The organism is candidate division KSB1 bacterium (assembly GCA_034521575.1).
GTDB lineage: Bacteria > Zhuqueibacterota > Zhuqueibacteria > Residuimicrobiales > Krinioviventaceae > JAXHMJ01.
The window spans coordinates 365,762-386,841 of sequence record JAXHMJ010000001.1 but is presented as its reverse complement, the minus strand read 5'-3'; the positions used below and the strand labels follow the sequence as shown (position 1 = coordinate 386,841).

The window sequence follows — 21,080 nt, the reverse complement described above, 5'->3', positions numbered from 1 at the left end:
CATTGAGCCTTAACGCAGCAGCACCATAGAACCCATATCTTCAAACTCGCCTGCCTTCAACCGGTAAAAATAAACACCAGAGGGCACTATCTGTCCGCTATCATCACGCGCATCCCATTGCAGGCGGTGCTGTCCGGCCGGCATCCGGCGGTCCATCAGCGTACGAACCTGAATACCATGCACATTGTAAATATCCAGACTCACATGTTCGGCAGCGGCCAGATCAAATCGGATCATGGTGTTTGGATTGAACGGATTCGGATGATTCGGGTACAGGTGATGCTGACCCGGCAACTGTTTATCCTGAATCCCTGTTGTAAACTGAACGGTCACCGGACCGTAAAAGCGGGTCCGGCCGCTGGTGTCCACGGCTTCCAGGCGATAATACAATCTGCCCGTGTGATCCGGAATATCAATATATTCATAGGAATGCTGTTGAACCGATGAACCTTCACGAGTTGTCACAATCAATGGGTTGTTGAGTTTGACATAATCGGTTTGTGTTCCGGTGCGCCGATACAGATTATACCCCAAATGATCCACCTCGGATTCGCTGGTCCAGCGCACCCAAACGCTGTCTCCCTGCTGCTGTGCTGTGAACGAGGTCAATGTCACGCTGAGCGTGTCATCGGTGGTTAGGTACACCGCCCAGTCGCGGGTATGGTCGTACGGTGCCTGTCCGATATTGGCGGATCCGGCTGCAGACACCCAGTTGGTGGTTCCATGCTGCAGAGCGCCGCCGCTGCGCGGATCAAACCAGGCTATTTCGTACTCGCCGTCCTGCACATCCACCACAACATCGCTGTTCTGGTCGCCGTTCTTTAGAAAAATCACATAATAATAATCCGGGGCCGACTCTGCTTTCATGCCGTAATGATCCTGTCCGGAGGTAACCAGATTGTCATCGTTCTGCATCAACCAGAACGGCACCTGATCGAAAAACTCGAGCGCATACCGGCACTGGTCCCACCATAAATCGCGGCTGCGCCAGTCTTCACAGGTGAGATCGGACTCGTCATGCTGATAGCCGAAATACCATTCATTGCCGGCGCCCTGGGCCATGAACGTGCCCCAAAGGGCGTTGATACGCGCGTTGTTGTGATCCGGATCATCCGCATCCGGCACCAGCGCGTGCGAGGCATCGCCCGGTTCATCGCAGGCCACCACCCAGGGCACACCGGCAGCCGCAGAATTCTGCACCCAGTTGAGCACGTGGCTGTGAACATTGGCAAAATCACTGCGATTGGTCTGCAGGGAAAAACCCGTCAGTTTCGATGCGCTGCCCAAAAGATCGCTGGGACTGGCGCCGTTATGAATGACAATATTGTGGTGATAGGGATCGTGATCGTAAAAATACTGCGCCATATCCTTGCGCTGCTGTGTACTCTGGTTGTTGTTCTCTTCGCCCAGATTCCAGTTCAAAGCCAGATTGTGCGCATAGCGTGCAATCAGTTCGCGGTAATACAATTTGCGTTCCACACCCACAGCGCCGCCGTCGAGCAGCAGTTCGTTTTCGGTTTCCTGGGTTTTGAAATGCAGATACATTCCCTTGGACGTGCCATGGTCAAACACAATGCCCCACTGGTCCAGACGCGAACAGTCAAAACGCCGCCGGTCGTCCTGCGGCGCTGAATTGTTGTTATAATTCAAGTACGGAAACACATTTTTGTCATCGCCGCCGATGTTCATGGTCAGAAACGAAAACGCGTTCATGCCCTCCGAGGCCAGATAATTGACAGCGCCGATGATTGCTTTGCCCCTGTCGCCCTGCCAGCTGGGATCGCCGGAGGTCCAGTCGCCCAGATGCGGCGACCAGGATTTGATGCGGTTGTCGGATTCGCCGTCGGTTTTAAAACTGCCGTCAAAATCTTCAAAAGCCAAAAAGTTCTCCGGCGCGTCGGCGCCCTGTTTGAGAAAATACTCGCCGGTTTCTTCAAACTGCAGATAATGTCCGCCGACCACATTCAGCCGGCCTTTGGCGCGCAAATCCGGTGCGCTTTTGTCATTGATTCCGATGCTGAAACTTCCGGCGGCGCCGTCGATGGGTGAAACGGCCGCCCCGAAATTCGGATCATCACTGACCGCAATGTCCGTACCGGTGCAAAACGAGGCGTCGAACAGCCACTTGCCCTCGGCGTCCGGAGACAGATGCGCGCGCCATTGATCACCGGAAGACGCGCCGGTATTGGCGGCGTCGCCGTCGGCTGCAAAATAACCCGGCACCTCATAGACCTGTCCCTGCGGACCGGTAAAGGTGACATTCAACCGATAGTCCAAAAACGGATTCGGATCGCCGGTTTCAGAGAATGTCTGCGCCGAGGTGAATGTGACCGTCACGGTGTGCCATTTTTTCAGCTCGCCGCTGATCACCGCACCGCCGCTCTCGGACAGCACGCGTACCTGCACCGAATCCGCATCCTGATAATTGTCATCATCGGTCACCGTCAGGGAAAACAGATAGGTGCCGTGTTCCAGTCCGGAAGCCTCACAGGTTACGGCATCCGGCGTACCCAAAGAAGCCGTGGAAGGCCCGCTGACCTGCTGCCAGAGATAACCGGTGATCTGCCCCGACGCAACATCAGAGGATGCAGACCCGTCCAGGGTCACCGATGACTGGGGTTCTATGATCAGCTGATCGCTGCCGGCGTCAGCGACGGGAGTGCCGGGATCCACATCGACCGTCACAGTGGCTGAATCCGCGATTCCGTCATCCTCAATCCAGAGCCTGAATACATAGCTTCCTTCTACCAGACCGGAGGCTGTGCAGACAGCCTGGTCCGTGTTTGCCAGAACCGCACTGTTGGGGCCGCTGATCTGCGTCCAGTTCCAGGCATCCATCGGGTCAGTCAAAGCGGTGCTGCCGGACCCGTCCAGGGCGGCCTGATCCGTCGGCAGATAAAGCGTCTGATCCGTCCCGGCATCGGCAACCGGTCCCGGCTGGTCAATGACTGTAAAAGATATCTCAAGCGCCGTACCCTGGGTGCCGCCGGCAGCATCACTGCTGTAAGGGACGGCTTTGATGCGGTGCTCTCCCACGCCAGGTTCCGAACCCCAGGAACTGTAATCGCCCTGCGGACTGTCGCCGGCAATGCAGTAAGGCTCTACATTTTCAGTACGGTACGAGGTATTGCTGTTGTATTCGAATTTGACCGAGCCGATATCACCGGACTGATCCAGTTCTGCGCGCACGTTCAAGTTATCCGGCAATGTGGCGCGGTTGATGGTGTCGCCATCCTCAAGAGCCATGATATCCTGGTCGGTATCTGCATTGACGATTGTAAAACCGGTCACCTGCAGAGCCTGGGCAGCAACGGGAAAAACCCAAATCATGTAAATAAAAAATTTGATCATCCTATCCTCGACAAACAATGAACGGGAAAAAAAGCCGCCACAGGGAATAATGTGCAGCGCTGTCCGTGTTATTATAAAAGTTAAAGAAAAGTTTGCGCGTACTTTATCAAGTCCGCCAACCTGCTGGTTTCAAGTTTACTCAGTATATTTTGTCTGTGTGTTTTAACGGTAAATTTTGAGATGCACAGCAGATCGGCGATGTCTTGATTGGTTTTGCCATCTGCAATATAGCCGAGAATTTCTTTTTCCCGCCGTGTCAGGATTTGAAATCTGGGGTAATGAGAAGTGTAAAACTGATCCTGCTCCAGCATTTGCATCATTTGTTTTGAAAACTTGTCCAGGCATGACACCTGGAGCGTGATTGAAATCAACGAATCATCCGGTTCATATAATTTGGTGTTGGTTATAAAACATTGATACGGGCTGTTGGGATCACGGCGCACAAATTGTACAAAACTGAATATTTTGCCAGCATCATCCGATGCAGCCAGTTCGATCAGGGGTTCCATGATCTCTTGGGTGGAATGCGGATGAATGATGTTCTGCATGGCCTCGGCGCCATTTTCCAGAATTGTTTCAAAATAATCGCCATAATAATCACGCCCGACTTTGTTGATAAAATAGATCGCCATGTCCCGTTTGCGGTTCAGGTGCAGATGACAAGGGATCTCATCAGCGATCTCTTTTAATGTATAAAGATTTTTCCGGACCGAGTTGCACAAAAAGGAAACATTTTGATTCAGAGAGTACAGCATCTCCCGTTCAGTGAGAATGTGTTTCATAGCGCAGCCTTTATGGATCATTTACAAAGAAAAATACTCCCTATACCGTATTGATAATTTGACAATTAATTGTTATATATGCAAGGATAAAAAGAACCTGAACTTTGAAAGGGGAGCCGTCTATGGTTACGAAAAAAATCGGTTTGCTCATACTCTGCTTTATCACATTATCGTCCTATTCCGCATACAGCGGTGTATTAGAGCAGGATTCACTGGCGCTGGTGGCGTTGTACAACAGCACCGACGGTGACAACTGGAATAACAACAGCAACTGGCTGACCGGACCGGTTGAAACATGGCATGGAATTTGGGTCAAAGATTCAAGGGTTACAAATCTTTACATTCAAATGAATAATCTGACGGGCAGCATTCCTCCGGAAATCGGTGATCTAACTGGCCTCAGGAGCCTTGATCTGTGGCGCAATAACCTCAGCGGCCCTCTGCCGCCGGACATCGGAGAGCTCGATAATCTTACAGACCTGTCATTGTTTGACAATCAACTAAAAGGTCCACTTCCTCCGGAAATCGGTGATCTTGACAGTCTACAGGATTTGAGTTTGCACGGCAATCAGTTCTCGGGTTCTATCCCTCCCCGGATCGGTGACTTGACCCCGTTAAAAATATTAAGACTGAGCCGAAACAATTTAACTGGCAGCATCCCTGCACAAATCGGCAATCTGATCAATTTGACAAAACTGGCGTTATCCAGCAATAATCTGGAAAACGAAATACCGGAGGACCTTGAAAATCTGGTAAACTTGAAGCACTTTGATGCGGCAGGGAATGAATTGTCCGGAGAGATTCCGTCTTTTCTTGCCAACCTGGACAGTTTGGTTGATTTGGATTTGTCCCGCAATCAATTTGAAGGACCTATTCCTGCTGAACTGGGCAATCTTGTGAATCTGACCACATTGACGCTTTATGACAATGAATTAACCGGAGAGATTCCAGCTGAATTGGGGAATCTCGTAAACCTGACCTCATTATCTCTGCGCCAGGCATCGCTGACCGGTCCCATCCCGCCCGAGTTGGGCAACCTTCGCGATTGTGAACGTTTGCGTCTCAATGACAACCAGCTAAACGGACATGTGCCTGCGGAAATGGTAAACATGACAAAATTAGAGGTGTTGACCCTGAACAACAACACATTCACCGACCTTCCGGACCTGACCGGTTTGGACAGTCTGCGTCAGCTGCATATCAATCATAACCGGATAACGTTTGGTGATATTGAACCTTATCTGGGACTGGAAGAGTTTGTCTACGCGCCCCAGGACACCATCGGCACACGCAGGGACACCACAGTAGAGCTTGGTTCACGATTGGACCTGGATTTACGTGTGAACGGTGAAAACAATCTCTATCAATGGTACAAAGATGATGAAATGATTATCGGAGCGACAGATCCGGTCCTGGTGGTGGAGGCAATCGGATTTGACGATGTCGGGCAATATTCGGTTGAAATTACCAACACTCTGGTCACCGATTTGACCCTGGTTCATCAGCCGATTCATGTCGGGATAACCGGTTATGATCTGCAAGGGGATTCACTGGCCCTGGTGGCCCTGTACGACAGTACCCACGGTGAGGCATGGACCCGAAATGACAACTGGCTCAGCGGCCCGGTCGAGTCCTGGTACGGAATCACGGTCTATCAAAATCGCGTGACAAGAATAGAACTGACTGAAAATAATTTGAACGGAACACTGCCGCCGGATATTGGAAAACTGGTTAAACTTGTCAATATGGAATTAGCAGGGAATCAGTTGACCGGTTCAATTCCAAAGGAAATTGGTGATCTCACCAATTTGCATTACATCCATTTGGGACATAACAATCTCTCCGGAGACATTCCGGAAGAATTCGGAAACCTGAGCGGATTAACCCATATATACCTTTACAATAATCAATTATCCGGGGAAATTTTAAAGATGATCATAAATTTTCCGAATTTGTCATTGCTTTCAATTTCAGGCAACCAGTTTTCCGGCAAAATTCCTAAAGAAATAGGTGATTTTGAAGACCTTTATATGCTGCATTTAAACGACAATCAATTTTCCGGCCCCATACCCGCTGAAATTGGCAATCTGGAAAATTTACAGTATCTACAGCTCAACGGAAATGATCTGGACGGCACCCTTCCTGCATCGCTCGGCAATTTATCTGAATTAAAACGGTTGTCTCTAAGTGATAACAATTTATCCGGGCCTGTTCCGGTTGAATTTAATCAATTGGAATATGTGGAACGGATGTATTTGCATTACAATCAGTTGACCGACCTGCCTGACTTGAGCGGACTTGACAGTCTTGAATATCTGCGTATTCATAACAACCGATTTACGTTTGAGGATATTGAACCCAACCTTTCAGATACCTGAATTTTCCTATATTCCTCAGGACAGCGTGGGGAGTCGAAAAGACACGACCGTCTCTGCCGGGTCACGCCTGGAATTTTACGCAGAGGTCGGCGGCACGGCCAATCAATATCAATGGTACAAGGGCTATTCCGATATTTCAGGGGCTACGGATCCGACATTGGTTCTGGATCCGGTGGAACCGGATGATACCGGCGAATACAGCTGTAAAATTACAAACAGTCTTGCACCGGATCTGACGTTATATACCCGTCCGGTTTATGTCGAAATTGAAGGGTTTGGGGCGGAGGCGGATTCATTAGCCTTAGTGGCCCTCTACAACGCGACCCATGGAGATGAGTGGACCAATAATGAAAACTGGCTGTCCGGACCGGTTGACAGCTGGCATGGTATTTCAACCCATAATAGACGGGTGACTGTAATTCGTTTATACAATAATAATCTAAACGGCACTCTGCCGCCGGATATCGGCAACCTGGTAAATCTGATCAGTCTGAATCTTTCCCTTAATCAACTGACCGGTTCAATTCCCAGAGAAATCGGCAATCTTGTTCATCTGACCAATCTTTCGTTATACACCAATGATTTTTCCGGTTCTATTCCCAAAGAATTCGGTAACCTGAGCAAATTAAGGTCTTTTTCATGCTTTTCCAATAGTCTGGAAGGGGCCATCCCGCCTGAAATCGGCAATCTTGTCAATTTAAACAGTATACATCTCGGAAACAATAACCTTTCCGGTCCCATCCCGGAAGAATTCGCAAATCTGACCGAATTAAGCAGCATATACCTTTATAATAATGATTTGAGCGGTGACATACTAAACAGAATCATACATTTTGTCAACTTGTCGGCTGTTTCAATTCAGGGCAACCAATTTTCCGGCAGAATCCCCAAAGAATTATGTGATCGGGAAACGATGTATATGCTCCATTTAAACGACAATCAATTTTCCGGCCCCATACCAAACGAGATCGGCAATCTTCAGAATTTACAGTTTCTGCATCTCAACGCCAATGAATTTGACGGATCTATTCCAGCGTCGATCGGTAATCTATCCAACTTGAAACGGTTGTCTCTAAGTGATAACAATTTATCCGGGCCTGTTCCGATTGAATTTAATCAATTGGAATACGTGGAACGGATGTATTTGCATAACAATCAGTTGACCGACCTGCCTGACTTGAGCGGACTTGACAGTCTTGAATATCTGCGTGTTCATACCAACCAATTCACGTTTGAGGATATTGAACCCAACCTGTCGATACCGGAATTTTCCTATATTCCTCAGGACAGTATCGGCAGCAGGCGTGACACCACGATCAATGAGGGTGAAGCGTTAGAGTTGTCCGTCACAGTCGGAGGAAGCGCCAATCGGTACCAATGGTATAAAGATGATGCGGAAATCGATGGCGCGCAGGACAGCGTTTTTACGATTGCAGCGGTTTCCGAATCAGACGCGGGCAAGTATATTTGTCACATTACCAGCAGCACAGTCACAGACCTGACGCTGTACAGCCGGCCGGTGACCGTGAGCGTATCCACTGAATCCGGGATTGATGAACCGGAACAGATTCCGCTCGACTTTGCCCTGCAGCCCGAATTACTCCAGATCCGTTCAATCCGGTGACCACCATTCCATTTAATGTGCCAAAGCCGGAATTTGCTGCATATTTCAGTTTTCGATATGAACGGCCGCCGGGTCCAGATCCTGTTGAACGAGTCTGTTGACGCGGGGCATCATGTGACGAACTGGAACGGCACGGATGCAGCCGGTGAGCTTGTGGGCTCCGGTGTGTATTTCATCCGCATGCGGTCCGATGAATTCGAGCAGGTGCGAAAGGTTGTTTTGATGAAATAATATAAGCGAATCAACACGTTGGCAATGATAATCAGATGACCGGCGCCTTCATTAAACTGAACCTGCAAAGCATTAACACGCTATTTCTAAAAAAAGGAGGTCAATATGAGTGGATTCCGAATCGTGAAACATCTGTTTCTAGTTTTGCTTTTGAGTGCATTTTTATCAACAAGCTTATTTGCAAACGAAAATTGTGAACTGGTCGGTCATTTATCCATAGGAAGCTGCCGCGCAGTAGCAGCCGTGGACCATATCGCGTTTTTTAACAAAGGCGCAACTGTGGTTATCATGGATTTCACGAACCCCGCATCTCCCAAACTTTTGTCAGAGATTGTCACACCGGGACGGGTAAATGACATAATCACTTCAGGGGAGCATGCACTTGTCACCCATGATAATAGCCTGCAGATCATGGAGTACCGTTGCACGAGACACGCTGGTTTTTCACGCTGATCATACCGGCGGATTGCGTATTATTAGTATTTCAGATCCTGAGAATCCGGCTGAAATAGGCCAATGTCCCGTCGGCAAAGTAAAGGATGTTGCTGTACGCGGCAATTATGTCTATACAGCAACCTATGATTCGGCGGTTCAGATCATCGACATCTCGGATCCATCATTGCCGGCCAAAGCCGCTTCCTACAATCCCGGCTTTAATCGCACATACAGAATCATTCAGCATAATGATCTCGCGTTTGTGGCCTGTTATTCAAACGGTCTGTTGGTGCTGGACATCTCGGATCCGCTTCATCCGCAGGAAATCGGTCTATATGAAATTGAAAAGATTTTCAGGATTGGCTGCCTATGATCATTTTCTATACGCATCAATACACGAACAGGGTGGGCAGGTATATGACATATCTGATCCATTTGACATAAAACGTGTTGGATCATTTTCAACGCCTTCCAAAGTTCAGATCTAGCGGCACACGAGTATCGGATGTTCATTCCCGATTTGTCAACCGGTTTGTTCATTGTCGATTTTGACCAGACCCTGCATGTGAATCAGCGTACAGCCGCACACCCCGGAGCATTCAAACTTTTTCCCAATTATCCGAATCCGTTCAATCCGGAGACCACATTGCCGTTTGTTTTGCCAGACCGTATGCAGATCAGGATCACAGTCCATGATATCACCGGCCGCAGGGTGAAAACTCTTTTACAAGGATACCAACCTGCGGGGCATCACCACATCGTCTGGGACGGTACAGACCGTTCCGGCAGAAAAGCAAGCTCAGGGATTTATTTTATCCGAATACAGACGAAAGAGTGGAATCAAATGCAAAAGGTTGTGTTGGTGAAATAGCAGCAGGGCCAAATTCGAAAGATAAAATTGGGACAGGATAGAGGAAAAGCCCCTTGTTCGATGAACAAGGGGCTTGATGTTTATAACAGCTTGCGCAGCTCGTCCATGACCTTGAACGCATCCGCGATATACAGCACATCAGCTTTGCCGTGCGCCCAGCCGCAGTTGGCGTCCAGATTGATGGCGCGGCGTTCATTGATAAACCGCCATCCGACCACGTGTGGTTCTTCACCGTGACAGCAGGTTGCCAGACCTTTTTTATGACGCGGTGTCGATCCGGTCTGACCGATCTGGTTCATGTGTGTCATAAAGTGCAAAGTTTTCTGACCTTCACTCTCCATATCCACCATGGATTTGGTGCCGCCCAGTGACGCGCCGCTTTTCCTGAGTACATCCAGAATCAAATCCGCGGCCTGATCCACTTTGATACCGCCTTCGGCCTGCTGTTTGGTCCAGCCGGCGCCTGCCACCAGCAGCAGTTCCGCGTCCGGTTGGATGGTCTGTTCATCGGATTCGGGTTTGGCAATACCCTTGACTTTTGTGCGGGTCATTTGGTCGGTCACCTCCACACTGACCTGCTGCACCTCGACCTGGCCGTCAGAACCGCTGAACGGCTCAAACACGCCGGCATCCACGCCGATGATCCAGGGACGATTGGCGCGCTTGACATCGGCTTTAATACGCTGACGGTAGAACCAGCGCGTGGCGCTGATGGCGTCAGCGTCTGCGTTCAGACCTGATACGTGCGTGTCCACCACGCCGTCCAGGCGTGCGGCCAGTCCGCCCTGAATCCGCGCTGTACGCGGGGTGTGTCCGGCGACGATCACATCGGCTCCCGAGGCCTTGACCAGCGCTTCTGCCGCGGCGATATCCGTTGAATAACGCGGCGCATCAAATTCCTCTCCGGTTACAACATACACCTTTTCAGCGTCGGCGTCAGCCAGAGCATTGGCCGCATCCTGCGTGTTCGCACCCCAGAGTCCAAAGCTCACCGGTCCGAGCTGTTTTGCGGCGGTCAGCGCTTCCCGCGCCGCGTCCGGCAGTTTATTCTCTTCTGTATGGGATAAAACCAGTATTTTCATAGTAAATCCTTTTATTCTTTGATCCATTTGGCCAGTTCTTCAGCGATGTCTTTTTCCGGTTTGTTTTTGACGATCTGCGTATCGCGTTTCTGAACCGGTTGCTCGACGTTTTCGAACGACAGCGAATCATTGCTCATGTCCGCGGTCTGTGCTTTCTGCACCGCCGGCATCACCGTGCGCATATTGACCATGCCCACCTGGGGATTGTTGGGCGGTTCCGGAAGATTGCCGGTGGCCCAGCCGAGTACCGCGGGCGCGCCCGCGCATACGGAAATCTGGTGCTGTCCTCCCTGAATGCGCTCCAGAATTCGCAGCGATCCGTCATCCTGAATCGCGAGTTCGTCCACCCCCTGAAATTGATCCGTGATGCCCAGCTGCTCGCCGAGTATCTGCAAAGTCGTACCGCCGGCGCGCGACGCCGATTCCCAGCCGCCGAACAGCAGCACCCGGGACAAATCCAGGTCCGGTATGGCTTTGATCGCCTGACTGAGATGTTTCGCTGTCTGCACCGAATCGGTAAATCCGCCGGCCGGCGCATCCACGGCCACCAGATCGAACGGCACTTTTTGTGCAATGGTCATCATGACCTGCTGCAGTTTGGCTTTGGGTCCCAGACTCACCAGCCAGACCTTGCTGTCGGCGACGGTCTTGGCCAGATTCGCCGCTTCGTACAGGGCGTGTCCCGCCCAGGGATCGAGTACGTGCGGCAGCATCATCTCGTTCTTGAGTCCCGGTCCGTTCGGGGTGTCCTGGGGAACCAGTGACTGCAACGGGTCCGGCACCACACTGCCGCAGACAATGATTTGATATCCTGACATATCTATATCTCCATTCTAATTTTCAACCGAGTGCAGACCACCGGCGCCGGCCTGAAACGACACATTGGTGGTTTCTGTATCCTCGGGAACGGTTTTCACACAATTCCAGTAACAGGCGCCGCAGTGCACGCATTTTTCCCGGTCAAACACCGGCACGCCGTTTTCGCCGGGCGTGATGGCCTGACCGGAACAATTTTCAATACACAGTTTATGTTCACATGTTTTGCATATATCCGGATAAATAAAGGTCACATGATCCTTGAATCCCGCCGGAGCCTGAACCTTGCCGCCGGCAAACAGAGCATCCTGATGCGTCATCAACAGCTCGCCGTCATAGGGGATCTCGGGCCATCCGGCACGGGTCAGCACCGCATCAGCAGCAGACTGACCTTTGCGGTACGCACCGTCGCGCAGGGTGATCAATTCATCCCGAGAGATGCGGCCTTTGTAAAACGCCGACATGTCGTCCTCGCGTTCATGCGAAGCGCGCGCCGTTGCCGGATAGCGCAGTCGTCCGCCGCTGATCAGGGTCAGGCCCATCCCCAGCATACCGCGGAAAAAGCCCTTTTGGAATCCATCGCGCGAACCCGTGGCGGTTTGGGCCTGTTTGTCCATTTTGCTCTGCCTGCGTTTTTGCACATACGCGGCCTCGAGATTGTCTTTTGTTAAGGATTTTTTGTTTTTGGCCAGATCGATCACCGCCTCGGCCAGCATCGCGCCCGTGCCCCAGGCTTCGTCCACGCCGGAGTTTAAAAAGATATTGGTGCTGCCGGAGCCCTCGCCGATGCGCGCAAACCCGTCGCCGACCCAAAACGGCTCGCCGTGCTTGCCGGATTCCTGGATGGATTTGGCGCCCCAGGATTTCAGCTTGCCGCCCTTGAGGTCCGGCCACAGATACGGGTGCATCATCCAGTGCTGCAGATAGCGGTAACTGGAACGCACCGGACTGTTGAACCACGACGGCACGAAAATGCCCATGGACGCGGTATGGTCCGGATGCACATATAAAAATCCGAAAATCTCGGGCTCGGGATAACCAATGGTGTGAATCACGGTACCGGCCTCGAGTTTGGAATATATCGGCAGTTCCACCACCATTTTCATACCCACAGCCCAGTCCTTGATCTCGTGACCGTCAGGCATGCCCAGTTTTTCATTCAGTGCTGTTCCCACAGCTCCCACCGGACCGTCACCGATCACGGTCAGATCCGCGTTCACATTCATACCCGGCATGTATCCGGCATCCGGAGCGCCGTTCTTGTCCGTGCCCTGGTCCATGAGCCGGATGCCCCTGACCGCGTCACCCTCAAACAGGGCCTCACTCACCGGCGTTCCCGGCCAGATCTGCACCATACCGGTGCCCATGATCTGCTGTCCGGCCCACTGGGTAAACTGTCCCATGGAGAAAATCAAACCGCCGTCTTTTTTCATGGGGCCGGGGATATAGGGAAATTCCACCGCATTGTTTTTGAAAAACGGCAGCCAGTTGAACAGATTCAAAAACCCGTCCAGAACCTTGTGCGCGCCGCTGCGCCGACTGGCGCCGTGCGTATCTTTGAGATACACCAGTTTTTCTTTGTGAATATCCGAGGTCATCGGAATATCTTCGGGCTTGAGCTCGGGAAAGGTTCTGCGGATAGAGTCGGCTTTGGACACCACGCCGGAGACACCGAATCCGATATCGTCGGCGCGTTCGTAGCACATGATTTGCAGGGGCATACCCGGCATCTTTGCGCTTTCCAGATTCGGGGTGCCGTCTTTATTCATCAGATGCGGGGTCAGAGTGCTGAGAAATCCGGCGGTTGCCGGTCCGAATCCCACACAGGCGATATCCACATCTATAGCTTGTCGTTGCTCGTCCATAATTACTGCTCTTCAGGTTAATGATACAGCCCGGAGTCTGTACCGGGCGGAATTTGCTTAATATTCAGTTAAAGGAATACAGCGGAGCCTCCGCCTGTTAAAAAATGAATCGACTTCAAATATAGGGGTTTTTGCGTATAAATTCAAGGAGAAATGTTAGAGTAGGGAGTAAATAGTAAAAAGTAGGTAGCTTTCTTTTTACTATTTACTTTATACTACCTACTCGAAGGAAGCTCGATTCCGTTTTACAATTGTCTTAAACAGCCTGTCATATATTATATTCCGCCTGCCAATTGCGTTTTTCAACGGTTCTGATATTCTCAACGTCTTTCAAGACCCTCAGATACTGAATCAAATGCAGCAGTTCCCGGTCCCCGGGATCGCCGGTCCATTCCGTCACCGCCACCAGGTTGCCGTAATTTTTCTCCAGTTTACCCGGCGTGTCGTCAACCATGATGACCTGTTCCAGACGATACCCCTTTTTCCTGAGTTTGTGCAGGTTTTTGATCACATAGGGCTGCTGCCGCTCCGCATCGTATTTGCGCGTACAGCGTTCCGAGGCCCACAGAAATTCCAGGGGGTAATCCCCGCCGAACAATGCTTCAACCACCTGCCTGGCATAGTCCGATCCGCCCGTGGTCCATATAGACACTTTAAAGTGTTCTCTGCAGTATTGCAGAAATTCATCCACGTACGGGCGCTTGTACACGTGATACAAACTCGTTTTGAAATCCGCTTCGCGATCCAGCGGGATTTCCCGGGCATGCACCAGGGTTTCATCAATGTCGAGGACGAGGAGTTTCAAGATTACCTTTCAGGTGTATGATAATTGGAATGTACAAACTCTATGGGTAAACTGCAACCTGATCGGCGAAATGCTGAAATTGAGGATATATTTCATCTCACGATTAATGAATATCGTACCACAAATCGGGATTACAGAGGGGATCAACAACAAAACGTACTGCAGTACGTTCTGTTTTACAAGACTTTATATAATTGAATTATTTTAATTTAAGACTAATTTTTACAGACAAACCTTGCAGATTGTTGAGCGGTTACCGGTTTTATGGTGCGGTCGTGTTTCTTACACCCCCAACGCAGAGAAAAAGACAAAAATAAGGTAGACCGCGGATAAACGCCAAAAAGCCACTCTCTCTGGAATCCTCAGGTTCGTGGTTCATTCACAGGTCTAAAAAAAACGCATAATTAAAATAATGCTTTCCTCTGCTTGCTATGCGAACTCGGCGTTGAAATGTTATCTCTTTCTCTGCAGCCGCGGTGACCTCTGCGTTACAAAATCAGTTCTGCAACAAAACGAAAACCCGGTCATAGTGTATCATCGCCAGCCTAAAATGTTGATCCAAACCATATTTTATCTTGACATTCACACTTTAATTCAGTACTATTTGATTGAATATGTTTATTTTGTGATATTAAAAGCTGCATTAATCGTATAGACACCCTTTAATAAAACAGTGGAGGTATCATGAAAGTTTCAGCCCCGACCAAGATGGTTTGGTTGATTTCCCTGATCTTAGCGGCACTCGGTTTGCTATCTACCTTTATCGCCATTCCGTTTGTCAGCGTCAACGCTTTCTGGTTTGTGCTTGTCGGATATGTCCTGCTGTTTCTCGGCACTGTCCTCAAGGGTTTATAGATGTAAAACGGCGGATTCTCGAAAGAATCCGCCGTTTTTTTGCCTCGACCCTTTGCAAAACAGCAGGAATTTCTCCTGTTCCCGATTCCCCAACCACTATTCTCCAAGAAAATGCCCGGCACAACCATTGATCATTGAACCGGGCAAAATAAATATGGATATCTCAGATTTTATTACATTGCATCACATCGGATAATCCAGGGCTTCCGGAATCATCACGGTCATCAGCGCTTTGCCGGCGCGTTCTTTGGCCGGGCCGACTCCGGCGACTGCTTTTTCCGCTTCGCTCTTGAGCTGCAGGAATTCAGCGTCATCGCGGTCCGCGACCGGATAGCCGTAAAACACCTCGTTGCAGAATCGCGCGGCTTCGCCGACACTGCGCGATGCCTGAATCATACACAGGTCGCTGAAAAAGTTCACATTGCCTTCCAGACCTTCGGCCACGGACGGATGGTTTGCCCCTTCTTCCGCCAGCGTCATGACGTCGCGGATCTGGTAATAAGCCGCAGCCAGCCAGCAGAACGCGTCCGTGAGCGGAAAGGTGACGCCGTGACGGTTGCTGCTGTAAAGCTTTTGCCCGTTTTCATCCTTGCTGCTTTTGAGCGTGTTCAGTACCGACTGCCACATTTGCAGACCTTTGGCGACCGCCAGAGCGCCGGTTTCCGGACGTGTTTCGCCCACCGCTTCGAGCTTTCGCACCCAGGCATCCACATGCGCCTGGAACACGGGGGTGGCCATGGTAAAGGTCAATTGCCGCCGCTGTACGGCTTCCGGACCTTCATAAGTGGCCTCCAGCTGCGCGTCCATCCATTTCTGGCCGAGGAATCCGGGACAATCTTCGGTAATGCCATAGCCGCCCATCAGCGACACCGCTTCGCGCATCATGGTGGCGCCGACACCGGTGTTCCAGAGCTTGACCGCGGGACACAAGACGTTGGCCAACGAATCCGTGACAATATACTGCACCAGACTGTCCTGCGACAGCTCCTGATAGCGGTCGTTGCACTCACCTTTGCTGTCCCGTTCAATAAATTCAATGGCGTCTTTTTCATGATTGCGCAGTTCACGCAGCTCGGCGCGTCCGGAGATGCCCTGTTCGTCAAACCGGCGCATTTTTTCTTTTTCCAGGGGATCCAGATCATCAAACACCCTGGCGCCTTCGAATCCCATGGAGGAGGCGGCTTCGCCGGCGGCCCAGATGGCGGCAGTGCGCTGCACAGCATCGTCTTTTTGCTGAATGCCGTATTCGTAACGGGGAGAACCGGGTTCCAGTTCGCCGCCGCGGAAGCGCGTGCGCTGGTAACGGATAATCGGTTCGATTGCGGACAGCAGTTTGGCCGAGGTCATCAAACCGACGGTGACGCGCGTGCGTTTGAACACCGCATCGATCACCTGCGAGTGATTGAATTTGGGCACGATCACGCCGTCGACAATATGATATCCGCCGATAATGCGGTTCGCCGGAACTTTGGCGCTGATAATGGGATCGCGGGTGGAGGACAGCTGGTGCACCAGTTTCAACGTGGGCGCGCCGCGGTCATAGGTGCCGGGATCGGTTTCTTCCACGATGATCATACAGCTGCCCTTGATGCGCTCGTCGTCGCTTTCTACAGCCGCACAGACAAAGTTGGCAAAATCCATATTGGTGATAAAGCGGCCGCGTTTTTCCACGTGCAGCATCGGTTCTTCGCCGTCTTTCCAGTCGTCCACGCGCAGCTTGCCGCTGAGCATACCGGTTTCCACGCCCACATACGGCAGCGGCTCGGTCAGACCGAACGCGCCGCGCTTGATTTTCCGCTCCTCGCCCGGCTGCGGCGGAACGGCGCAGCCCATATATTCGGCTTTTTGTTCTTCAGTGCCGCGTTCGTGAATGGGTTCCAGCGCCAGGTTGCCGGCCAGACTGCCGGTGGCCGCGCCGCCGTCCACCCAGGACAGCTCGAATGCGGCAATGGCCAATGCCAGATTCTTGGGACCGGCAATATAACCGCCGTGTTCGGGCTCCATGAACAAGGCGGTGACACCGGAATCGTCAAAGGCGTTGAGCAGATTTTCTTTATCAGCAGTCCACTCGTGCGTGTTGCGCGCGCCGTTGGCCACCGCTGTGGCCACAGCGCCGCGCGCCACAGAGCGCACGGATTGGACGAGCATCTGCAGATCAAAACGGTCCGCGTAATGCCACATCATCGCACGTAGATCATCCCCCGGAAGCGTTCGCAAGGTTTCCATATTGTTCCTCGTATATCGTTTTCAAAATTCAAGTTTCAGGTTTACAAAATGAACAGGCCTCAAATCTACGGGTTTTCAGAACAAGAAACAAGGAGAAATGTGGATTGGGAATAGGGATGAGAGAGTGGGCGGGGTCGTGGTTATTCTGCGGCTTGCGTCTGTGGGATAGATATTTGTAAGTAAAAAGTTTCAATATTGTATTTATCAGTCGATATGATTATATCCTCGATCATATAGAATCATACTGATCATTTTTCAAGCCCTGCGAGGATGGTTTGAATAATTGTTAAAAATAGGTGTTGTTTGATCGCGCTATATTTTGTATACTAATTTCAAGAATGACAGTGAACCCAACAATGTGGTCTGTGTCATGAAAAACATCGAGTCATTTTCCTGCCCTGTCCCGCTTGACGATTATCCGCGCGTGGTCCTGGCGCACGGCGGCGGCGGCAAACTCACGCATCAACTGATCAGCCGCATGTTCCGGCCTCTGTTTTCCAATCCCGAGCCTGAACACCGAACACGACAGCGCTGTGCTGAACGCAAGCGGTCGGATTGCTTTTACCACCGATTCACATGTGGTTCATCCCCTGTTTTATCCCGGCGGGGATATCGGGTCTCTGGCGGTTTACGGCACGGTCAATGATCTGGCCATGAGTGGCGCCGTGCCCCGGTATCTGAGTCTGGCATTCATTATTGAAGAAGGTCTGGACATGAAAACCCTGTGGCGGGTGGCCAACAGCATTCGCGACGCTTGTGAGAACACCGGGGTGCACATTATCACCGGCGACACCAAAGTGGTGAACCGATCCGGCCGTGAACAACCGGAGCTCTATATCAACACCACGGGGATCGGTGAAATTACCCATGATCTGGATATCCGGCCCGCTTCCATTCAGCCGGGTGATCATATTCTGGTCAATGGCGATCTGGGGCGCCACGGTATCGCTGTTTTGGCGCAGCGGGAAGGTCTCGAGTTCGAAAGCAGCATCACCAGTGACGGCGCGCCGCTGCATGAGTTGGTGCAGCAATTAATCAATGCGGGGATTTCCCTGCATTGTCTGCGCGATCTGACGCGCGGCGGACTGGCAAGCGCCCTGGTGGAATTATCACAGACTCTGAATCACAGCTTTACACTGAGCAGACCGGGATTCCGGTGCACGCGGAGGTGCAGGCGGCCTGCGAGCTGCTGGGGTTTGATCCACTGTTCGTCGCCAACGAAGGCCGCTGCGTCATGTTTATGCCGCCGGATCAATCCAGCCGAACTCTGGACATCCTGCATCAACACCCGCTGGGACGTGAAGCGGCGCTGATCGGAAGTGTAACCGGCCCGGAACCGGCGCGTGTCATCACGAAAACCGGATACGGCGGCAGCCGCATTCTGGACATGTTCAGCGGCGAACAGTTGCCGCGGATTTGTTAAATGTGAACCCCCGACACGATCCGGGACAACAGCGGTCTTTAACCAGGTTGCCGACCCTCCCATTTGTCGCACAGCAGGGGCGTTGTAAGACAAATACTCTGCCACGCCTCTGCACGGCGGCATCGTGGATGCTGCACCCTCAATCATATAGAAAAGCAGTTCTTCCACTGCATGCAAATCAGTGGGTACAACTGGTCCGCAACAAGGGTAAGCGAATCGAAACTTGATTGGCCCTGATACGAAAAACTAACCTGGTATTGACCGATAGACAGCGGTGCATTCTCTCCTTCACTCTCTGTACGAAATGGTAAATTCCTGTAACTGGAAAAGGGCGTCAAACGAATCACCCTCAAGGGTGGCGGCAACATCGCCGTGTATAACATAGCGGTCATTTGCGCGGTTCATAGCGAAACGTCATGTCTTGAGGAGAAATATCCAGCGTCTCCAAATCAAAATCACCATTAAAGGTGAACAACACCTGGTCCCGGAATAATTAGCAATTTTTTCATTCAGAGTCTTACAAACAAACTGAATCAAAGGGCTCCGTTTCAATCTTTTTTCAGATTCGATCCGGAGCCCTTCTACGTCGGGAGGATACGGCGCTATTATGTATGGCCGAGCCTTGCTATTTTATAAAGTTGTCTGAAAAGGTTCCTCTCGCCATCCAGGGATGAATGACGACATCAACGCGACGGTTGGCGGCGCGGCCTGCTTCGGTCTCGTTGCTGGCAATCGGCTTGCTTTCGCCATACCCGATTGCTTCAACACGGGAAGCATTCAGATTAGAGTTTGCCAAAAGATATTGTTTTACCGCTGCGGCGCGCTCCCTGGATAGTTGCAAATTCTGTTCATCGCCGCCGTACGAATCTGTATTGCCCAGTACGGAAACGGTACATTCCGGGAAAGAGTTGATAGCATCGCGCACTTTGGTCAGCAACCCAAAGGATTGTTGCTCGATGGTTGCCTTGGCGGTGGGGAAATTTAGCCCAACCAGGCGGATAATGATATCGTTGCCCTCGCGCAGCATCTGTGCTTCTTCGCGACTGAATGATTCCTCCACGCCGGAAAACAGCTCGCGTGTTTTAGCTTGACTGGCGATTTGCTGCGCCAACGCAGATTTTTTTTCTGCCTCGCTGCCCAACTGTTGCTCCATTTCGACAATCCGGGCTTCGCTTCAGAGCGTTTTGCCGTTGGTACCAGTCTAAATGCTGGCTTAATTTTTCGACTTTATCCTGAGTAGCAATGACGGAAGCGATGATTTCTCCAGTGGTTTTTCCGAAACCAGCGTCGAACGAAGCGCTCAGGTTTGATTTTTCGGCAATCAGCTTCAAAGGTTTTTCCGAAGCCAACATCAGGTCTTCCCAGCTTTGATCATTATCTTTCATCTGCTCAATGACTTTTGCCAGATAGATAGCGTGTTTTGCCTCATAGTTGGCTCGCCGCGCCAAACCGCGCGCCACATCGGTATCGTAACGATTCTCATTCAGTTCTTTTTCAGCCTGATTCAAAAGCTGCCGGGCAAGTCGCAAGGTTTTGGGGGCTTGGTCTTCGACGTCAAGCTGATCTGCCTGTTTCAACAATTCCCGGGTTTTTTGCAGATAGTTGGTTTTAATGGCTTCAAGCTCGGCCTGACGATACAGTGTTTCGGCTTCACCGGCTTTCTTTTTTGCCTTATTCAGGTCTCCATCCTCGAGTTTAACAGCGGCTTCTTTGAATTTTTTTTCGGCTTCAATCCAGCGTTTAGATGAAAATTTAGCCGCTTCGGTATAGTTTGCATCCTTGCGTGCTTTTATCGAATTTGGGAAAGTTACCTCGGCAAGCTTCGTGGCGTTTATTGCTTTTTGGAAATAGGCGGTTGATTCGCGAAGATTTTTGCGAATGTCATCCAGGTTTTTTTCCTGCTCAAGATCCGCTTCAGCCTTTTGATAGCGTTGCATCGCTTCGCCAAAGTTATCGGGCGCCAGAACGTCCGCCTGGGCTTCTTTCGCTGCCTGCATCGCCGCATGAGCATCCTTAAAAAGGATGATTTTTACTTCTTGCGCTGCCAGGGCGCCCGCAGTTGCCATCAATAAAACGGCAAGGCAGCCTATTATGGCTGCACTGGCTAACTTTAATAATTTTTGTTTCTGAAACATGATTTTCTCCTTTGGATTTTTCAAGTGTATGAAAATTTTCACCGCCGCCATTTCCGCATTTAGAGTTTATTCGTGCTCAAGACGGTTTGGCGGTCCGGGTCACGATCTTTTTTCGGTCTTACCTCCTTACTGTAAAATGATTACCTATTCATAGAGCAATTAAAACAAAGCTGAGCAAACTTTCATATCCGCTCAGCTTTG

At 50.9% G+C, this 21,080-nt stretch carries 15 protein-coding genes and 1 pseudogene; 7 read left to right on the top strand and 9 right to left on the bottom strand.

Going from position 1 to position 21,080, the window contains the following annotated elements:
* Positions 1-9: 9 nt before the first annotated feature.
* Together U5R06_01780 and U5R06_01775 are read right to left on the bottom strand one after the other, a co-directional pair.
* Positions 10-3,351: a DUF5060 domain-containing protein gene (locus tag U5R06_01780; protein MDZ7721569.1), complete on the bottom strand. Its 3,342-nt coding sequence runs from the start codon at positions 3,349-3,351 to the stop codon at positions 10-12.
* An 80-nt stretch (positions 3,352-3,431) separates the two neighbouring features.
* Positions 3,432-4,133: a LuxR C-terminal-related transcriptional regulator gene (locus U5R06_01775; GenBank protein ID MDZ7721568.1), complete on the bottom strand. Its 702-nt coding sequence runs from the start codon at positions 4,131-4,133 to the stop codon at positions 3,432-3,434.
* A 122-nt stretch (positions 4,134-4,255) separates the two neighbouring features.
* Here U5R06_01775 and U5R06_01770 point away from each other — a divergent pair, with 122 nt between their 5' ends.
* The 5 genes from U5R06_01770 (at position 4,256) to U5R06_01750 (ending at position 9,672) form a co-directional block, all read left to right on the top strand.
* Positions 4,256-6,511: a leucine-rich repeat domain-containing protein gene (locus tag U5R06_01770; protein MDZ7721567.1), complete on the top strand. Its 2,256-nt coding sequence runs from the start codon at positions 4,256-4,258 to the stop codon at positions 6,509-6,511.
* Positions 6,512-6,536: 25 nt separating this feature from the next.
* Positions 6,537-8,135: an immunoglobulin domain-containing protein gene (locus U5R06_01765; GenBank protein ID MDZ7721566.1), complete on the top strand. Its 1,599-nt coding sequence runs from the start codon at positions 6,537-6,539 to the stop codon at positions 8,133-8,135.
* Positions 8,136-8,168: 33 nt separating this feature from the next.
* Positions 8,169-8,366 (top strand): T9SS type A sorting domain-containing protein, encoded by a 198-nt coding sequence (locus U5R06_01760; GenBank protein MDZ7721565.1) that lies wholly within the window; start codon positions 8,169-8,171, stop codon positions 8,364-8,366.
* Positions 8,367-8,757: 391 nt separating this feature from the next.
* Positions 8,758-9,174 (top strand): hypothetical protein, encoded by a 417-nt coding sequence (locus tag U5R06_01755; GenBank protein ID MDZ7721564.1) that lies wholly within the window; start codon positions 8,758-8,760, stop codon positions 9,172-9,174.
* Positions 9,175-9,306: 132 nt separating this feature from the next.
* Positions 9,307-9,672, top strand: a complete 366-nt coding sequence (locus U5R06_01750; GenBank protein MDZ7721563.1) for a FlgD immunoglobulin-like domain containing protein — start codon at positions 9,307-9,309, stop codon at positions 9,670-9,672.
* Positions 9,673-9,752: 80 nt separating this feature from the next.
* Here the strand turns inward: U5R06_01750 and U5R06_01745 are convergent, their stop codons facing one another.
* The 4 genes from U5R06_01745 to U5R06_01730 all read right to left on the bottom strand — a co-directional run bounded on the left by U5R06_01745 (position 9,753) and on the right by U5R06_01730 (position 14,240).
* Positions 9,753-10,754, bottom strand: a complete 1,002-nt coding sequence (locus tag U5R06_01745; GenBank protein ID MDZ7721562.1) for an electron transfer flavoprotein subunit alpha — start codon at positions 10,752-10,754, stop codon at positions 9,753-9,755.
* An 11-nt stretch (positions 10,755-10,765) separates the two neighbouring features.
* Entirely contained in the window at positions 10,766-11,572 is an 807-nt protein-coding gene (locus U5R06_01740; protein MDZ7721561.1) for an electron transfer flavoprotein subunit beta, read from the bottom strand.
* A gap of 15 nt (positions 11,573-11,587) precedes the next feature.
* Complete coding sequence (locus U5R06_01735) at positions 11,588-13,435, bottom strand: 4Fe-4S ferredoxin (GenBank protein MDZ7721560.1); 1,848 nt, start codon at positions 13,433-13,435, stop codon at positions 11,588-11,590.
* A gap of 268 nt (positions 13,436-13,703) precedes the next feature.
* Positions 13,704-14,240 (bottom strand): HAD family hydrolase, encoded by a 537-nt coding sequence (locus U5R06_01730; protein MDZ7721559.1) that lies wholly within the window; start codon positions 14,238-14,240, stop codon positions 13,704-13,706.
* A gap of 684 nt (positions 14,241-14,924) precedes the next feature.
* Between U5R06_01730 and U5R06_01725 the strand changes: the two genes are divergently transcribed.
* Positions 14,925-15,095 (top strand): hypothetical protein, encoded by a 171-nt coding sequence (locus tag U5R06_01725; GenBank protein ID MDZ7721558.1) that lies wholly within the window; start codon positions 14,925-14,927, stop codon positions 15,093-15,095.
* 183 nt (positions 15,096-15,278) lie between these two features.
* On the opposite strand, the gene U5R06_01720 is transcribed toward U5R06_01725, so the two are convergent.
* A complete protein-coding gene (locus U5R06_01720) occupies positions 15,279-17,321 on the bottom strand; it encodes an acyl-CoA dehydrogenase family protein (protein MDZ7721557.1) in 2,043 nt (680 codons plus the stop codon).
* Positions 17,322-17,691: 370 nt separating this feature from the next.
* Here U5R06_01720 and hypE point away from each other — a divergent pair.
* Positions 17,692-18,744, top strand: a pseudogene (gene hypE, locus U5R06_01715) (hydrogenase expression/formation protein HypE).
* Positions 18,745-19,369: 625 nt separating this feature from the next.
* Here hypE and U5R06_01710 read toward each other — a convergent pair.
* Together U5R06_01710 and U5R06_01705 are read right to left on the bottom strand one after the other, a co-directional pair.
* A complete protein-coding gene (locus U5R06_01710) occupies positions 19,370-19,897 on the bottom strand; it encodes an OmpA family protein (GenBank protein MDZ7721556.1) in 528 nt (175 codons plus the stop codon).
* Entirely contained in the window at positions 19,827-20,879 is a 1,053-nt protein-coding gene (locus U5R06_01705; protein MDZ7721555.1) for a hypothetical protein, read from the bottom strand. Before U5R06_01705 ends, U5R06_01710 begins: the two co-directional genes overlap by 71 nt.
* Between the last annotated feature and the right edge of the window lie 201 nt (positions 20,880-21,080).

What these genes read in the sequence shown, in the direction of transcription:
- U5R06_01780 (MDZ7721569.1), bottom strand. Translation starts at nt 3,351, where the DNA reads ATGATCAAATTTTTTATTTACATGATTTGGGTTTTTCCCGTTGCTGCC.
- U5R06_01775 (MDZ7721568.1), bottom strand. Translation starts at nt 4,133, where the DNA reads ATGAAACACATTCTCACTGAACGGGAGATGCTGTACTCTCTGAATCAA.
- U5R06_01770 (MDZ7721567.1), top strand. Translation starts at nt 4,256, where the DNA reads ATGGTTACGAAAAAAATCGGTTTGCTCATACTCTGCTTTATCACATTA.
- U5R06_01755 (MDZ7721564.1), top strand. Translation starts at nt 8,758, where the DNA reads ATGATAATAGCCTGCAGATCATGGAGTACCGTTGCACGAGACACGCTG.
- U5R06_01750 (MDZ7721563.1), top strand. Translation starts at nt 9,307, where the DNA reads ATGTTCATTCCCGATTTGTCAACCGGTTTGTTCATTGTCGATTTTGAC.
- U5R06_01745 (MDZ7721562.1), bottom strand. Translation starts at nt 10,754, where the DNA reads ATGAAAATACTGGTTTTATCCCATACAGAAGAGAATAAACTGCCGGAC.
- U5R06_01740 (MDZ7721561.1), bottom strand. Translation starts at nt 11,572, where the DNA reads ATGTCAGGATATCAAATCATTGTCTGCGGCAGTGTGGTGCCGGACCCG.
- U5R06_01735 (MDZ7721560.1), bottom strand. Translation starts at nt 13,435, where the DNA reads ATGGACGAGCAACGACAAGCTATAGATGTGGATATCGCCTGTGTGGGA.
- U5R06_01725 (MDZ7721558.1), top strand. Translation starts at nt 14,925, where the DNA reads ATGAAAGTTTCAGCCCCGACCAAGATGGTTTGGTTGATTTCCCTGATC.
- U5R06_01720 (MDZ7721557.1), bottom strand. Translation starts at nt 17,321, where the DNA reads ATGGAAACCTTGCGAACGCTTCCGGGGGATGATCTACGTGCGATGATG.
- U5R06_01710 (MDZ7721556.1), bottom strand. Translation starts at nt 19,897, where the DNA reads ATGGAGCAACAGTTGGGCAGCGAGGCAGAAAAAAAATCTGCGTTGGCG.
- U5R06_01705 (MDZ7721555.1), bottom strand. Translation starts at nt 20,879, where the DNA reads ATGTTTCAGAAACAAAAATTATTAAAGTTAGCCAGTGCAGCCATAATA.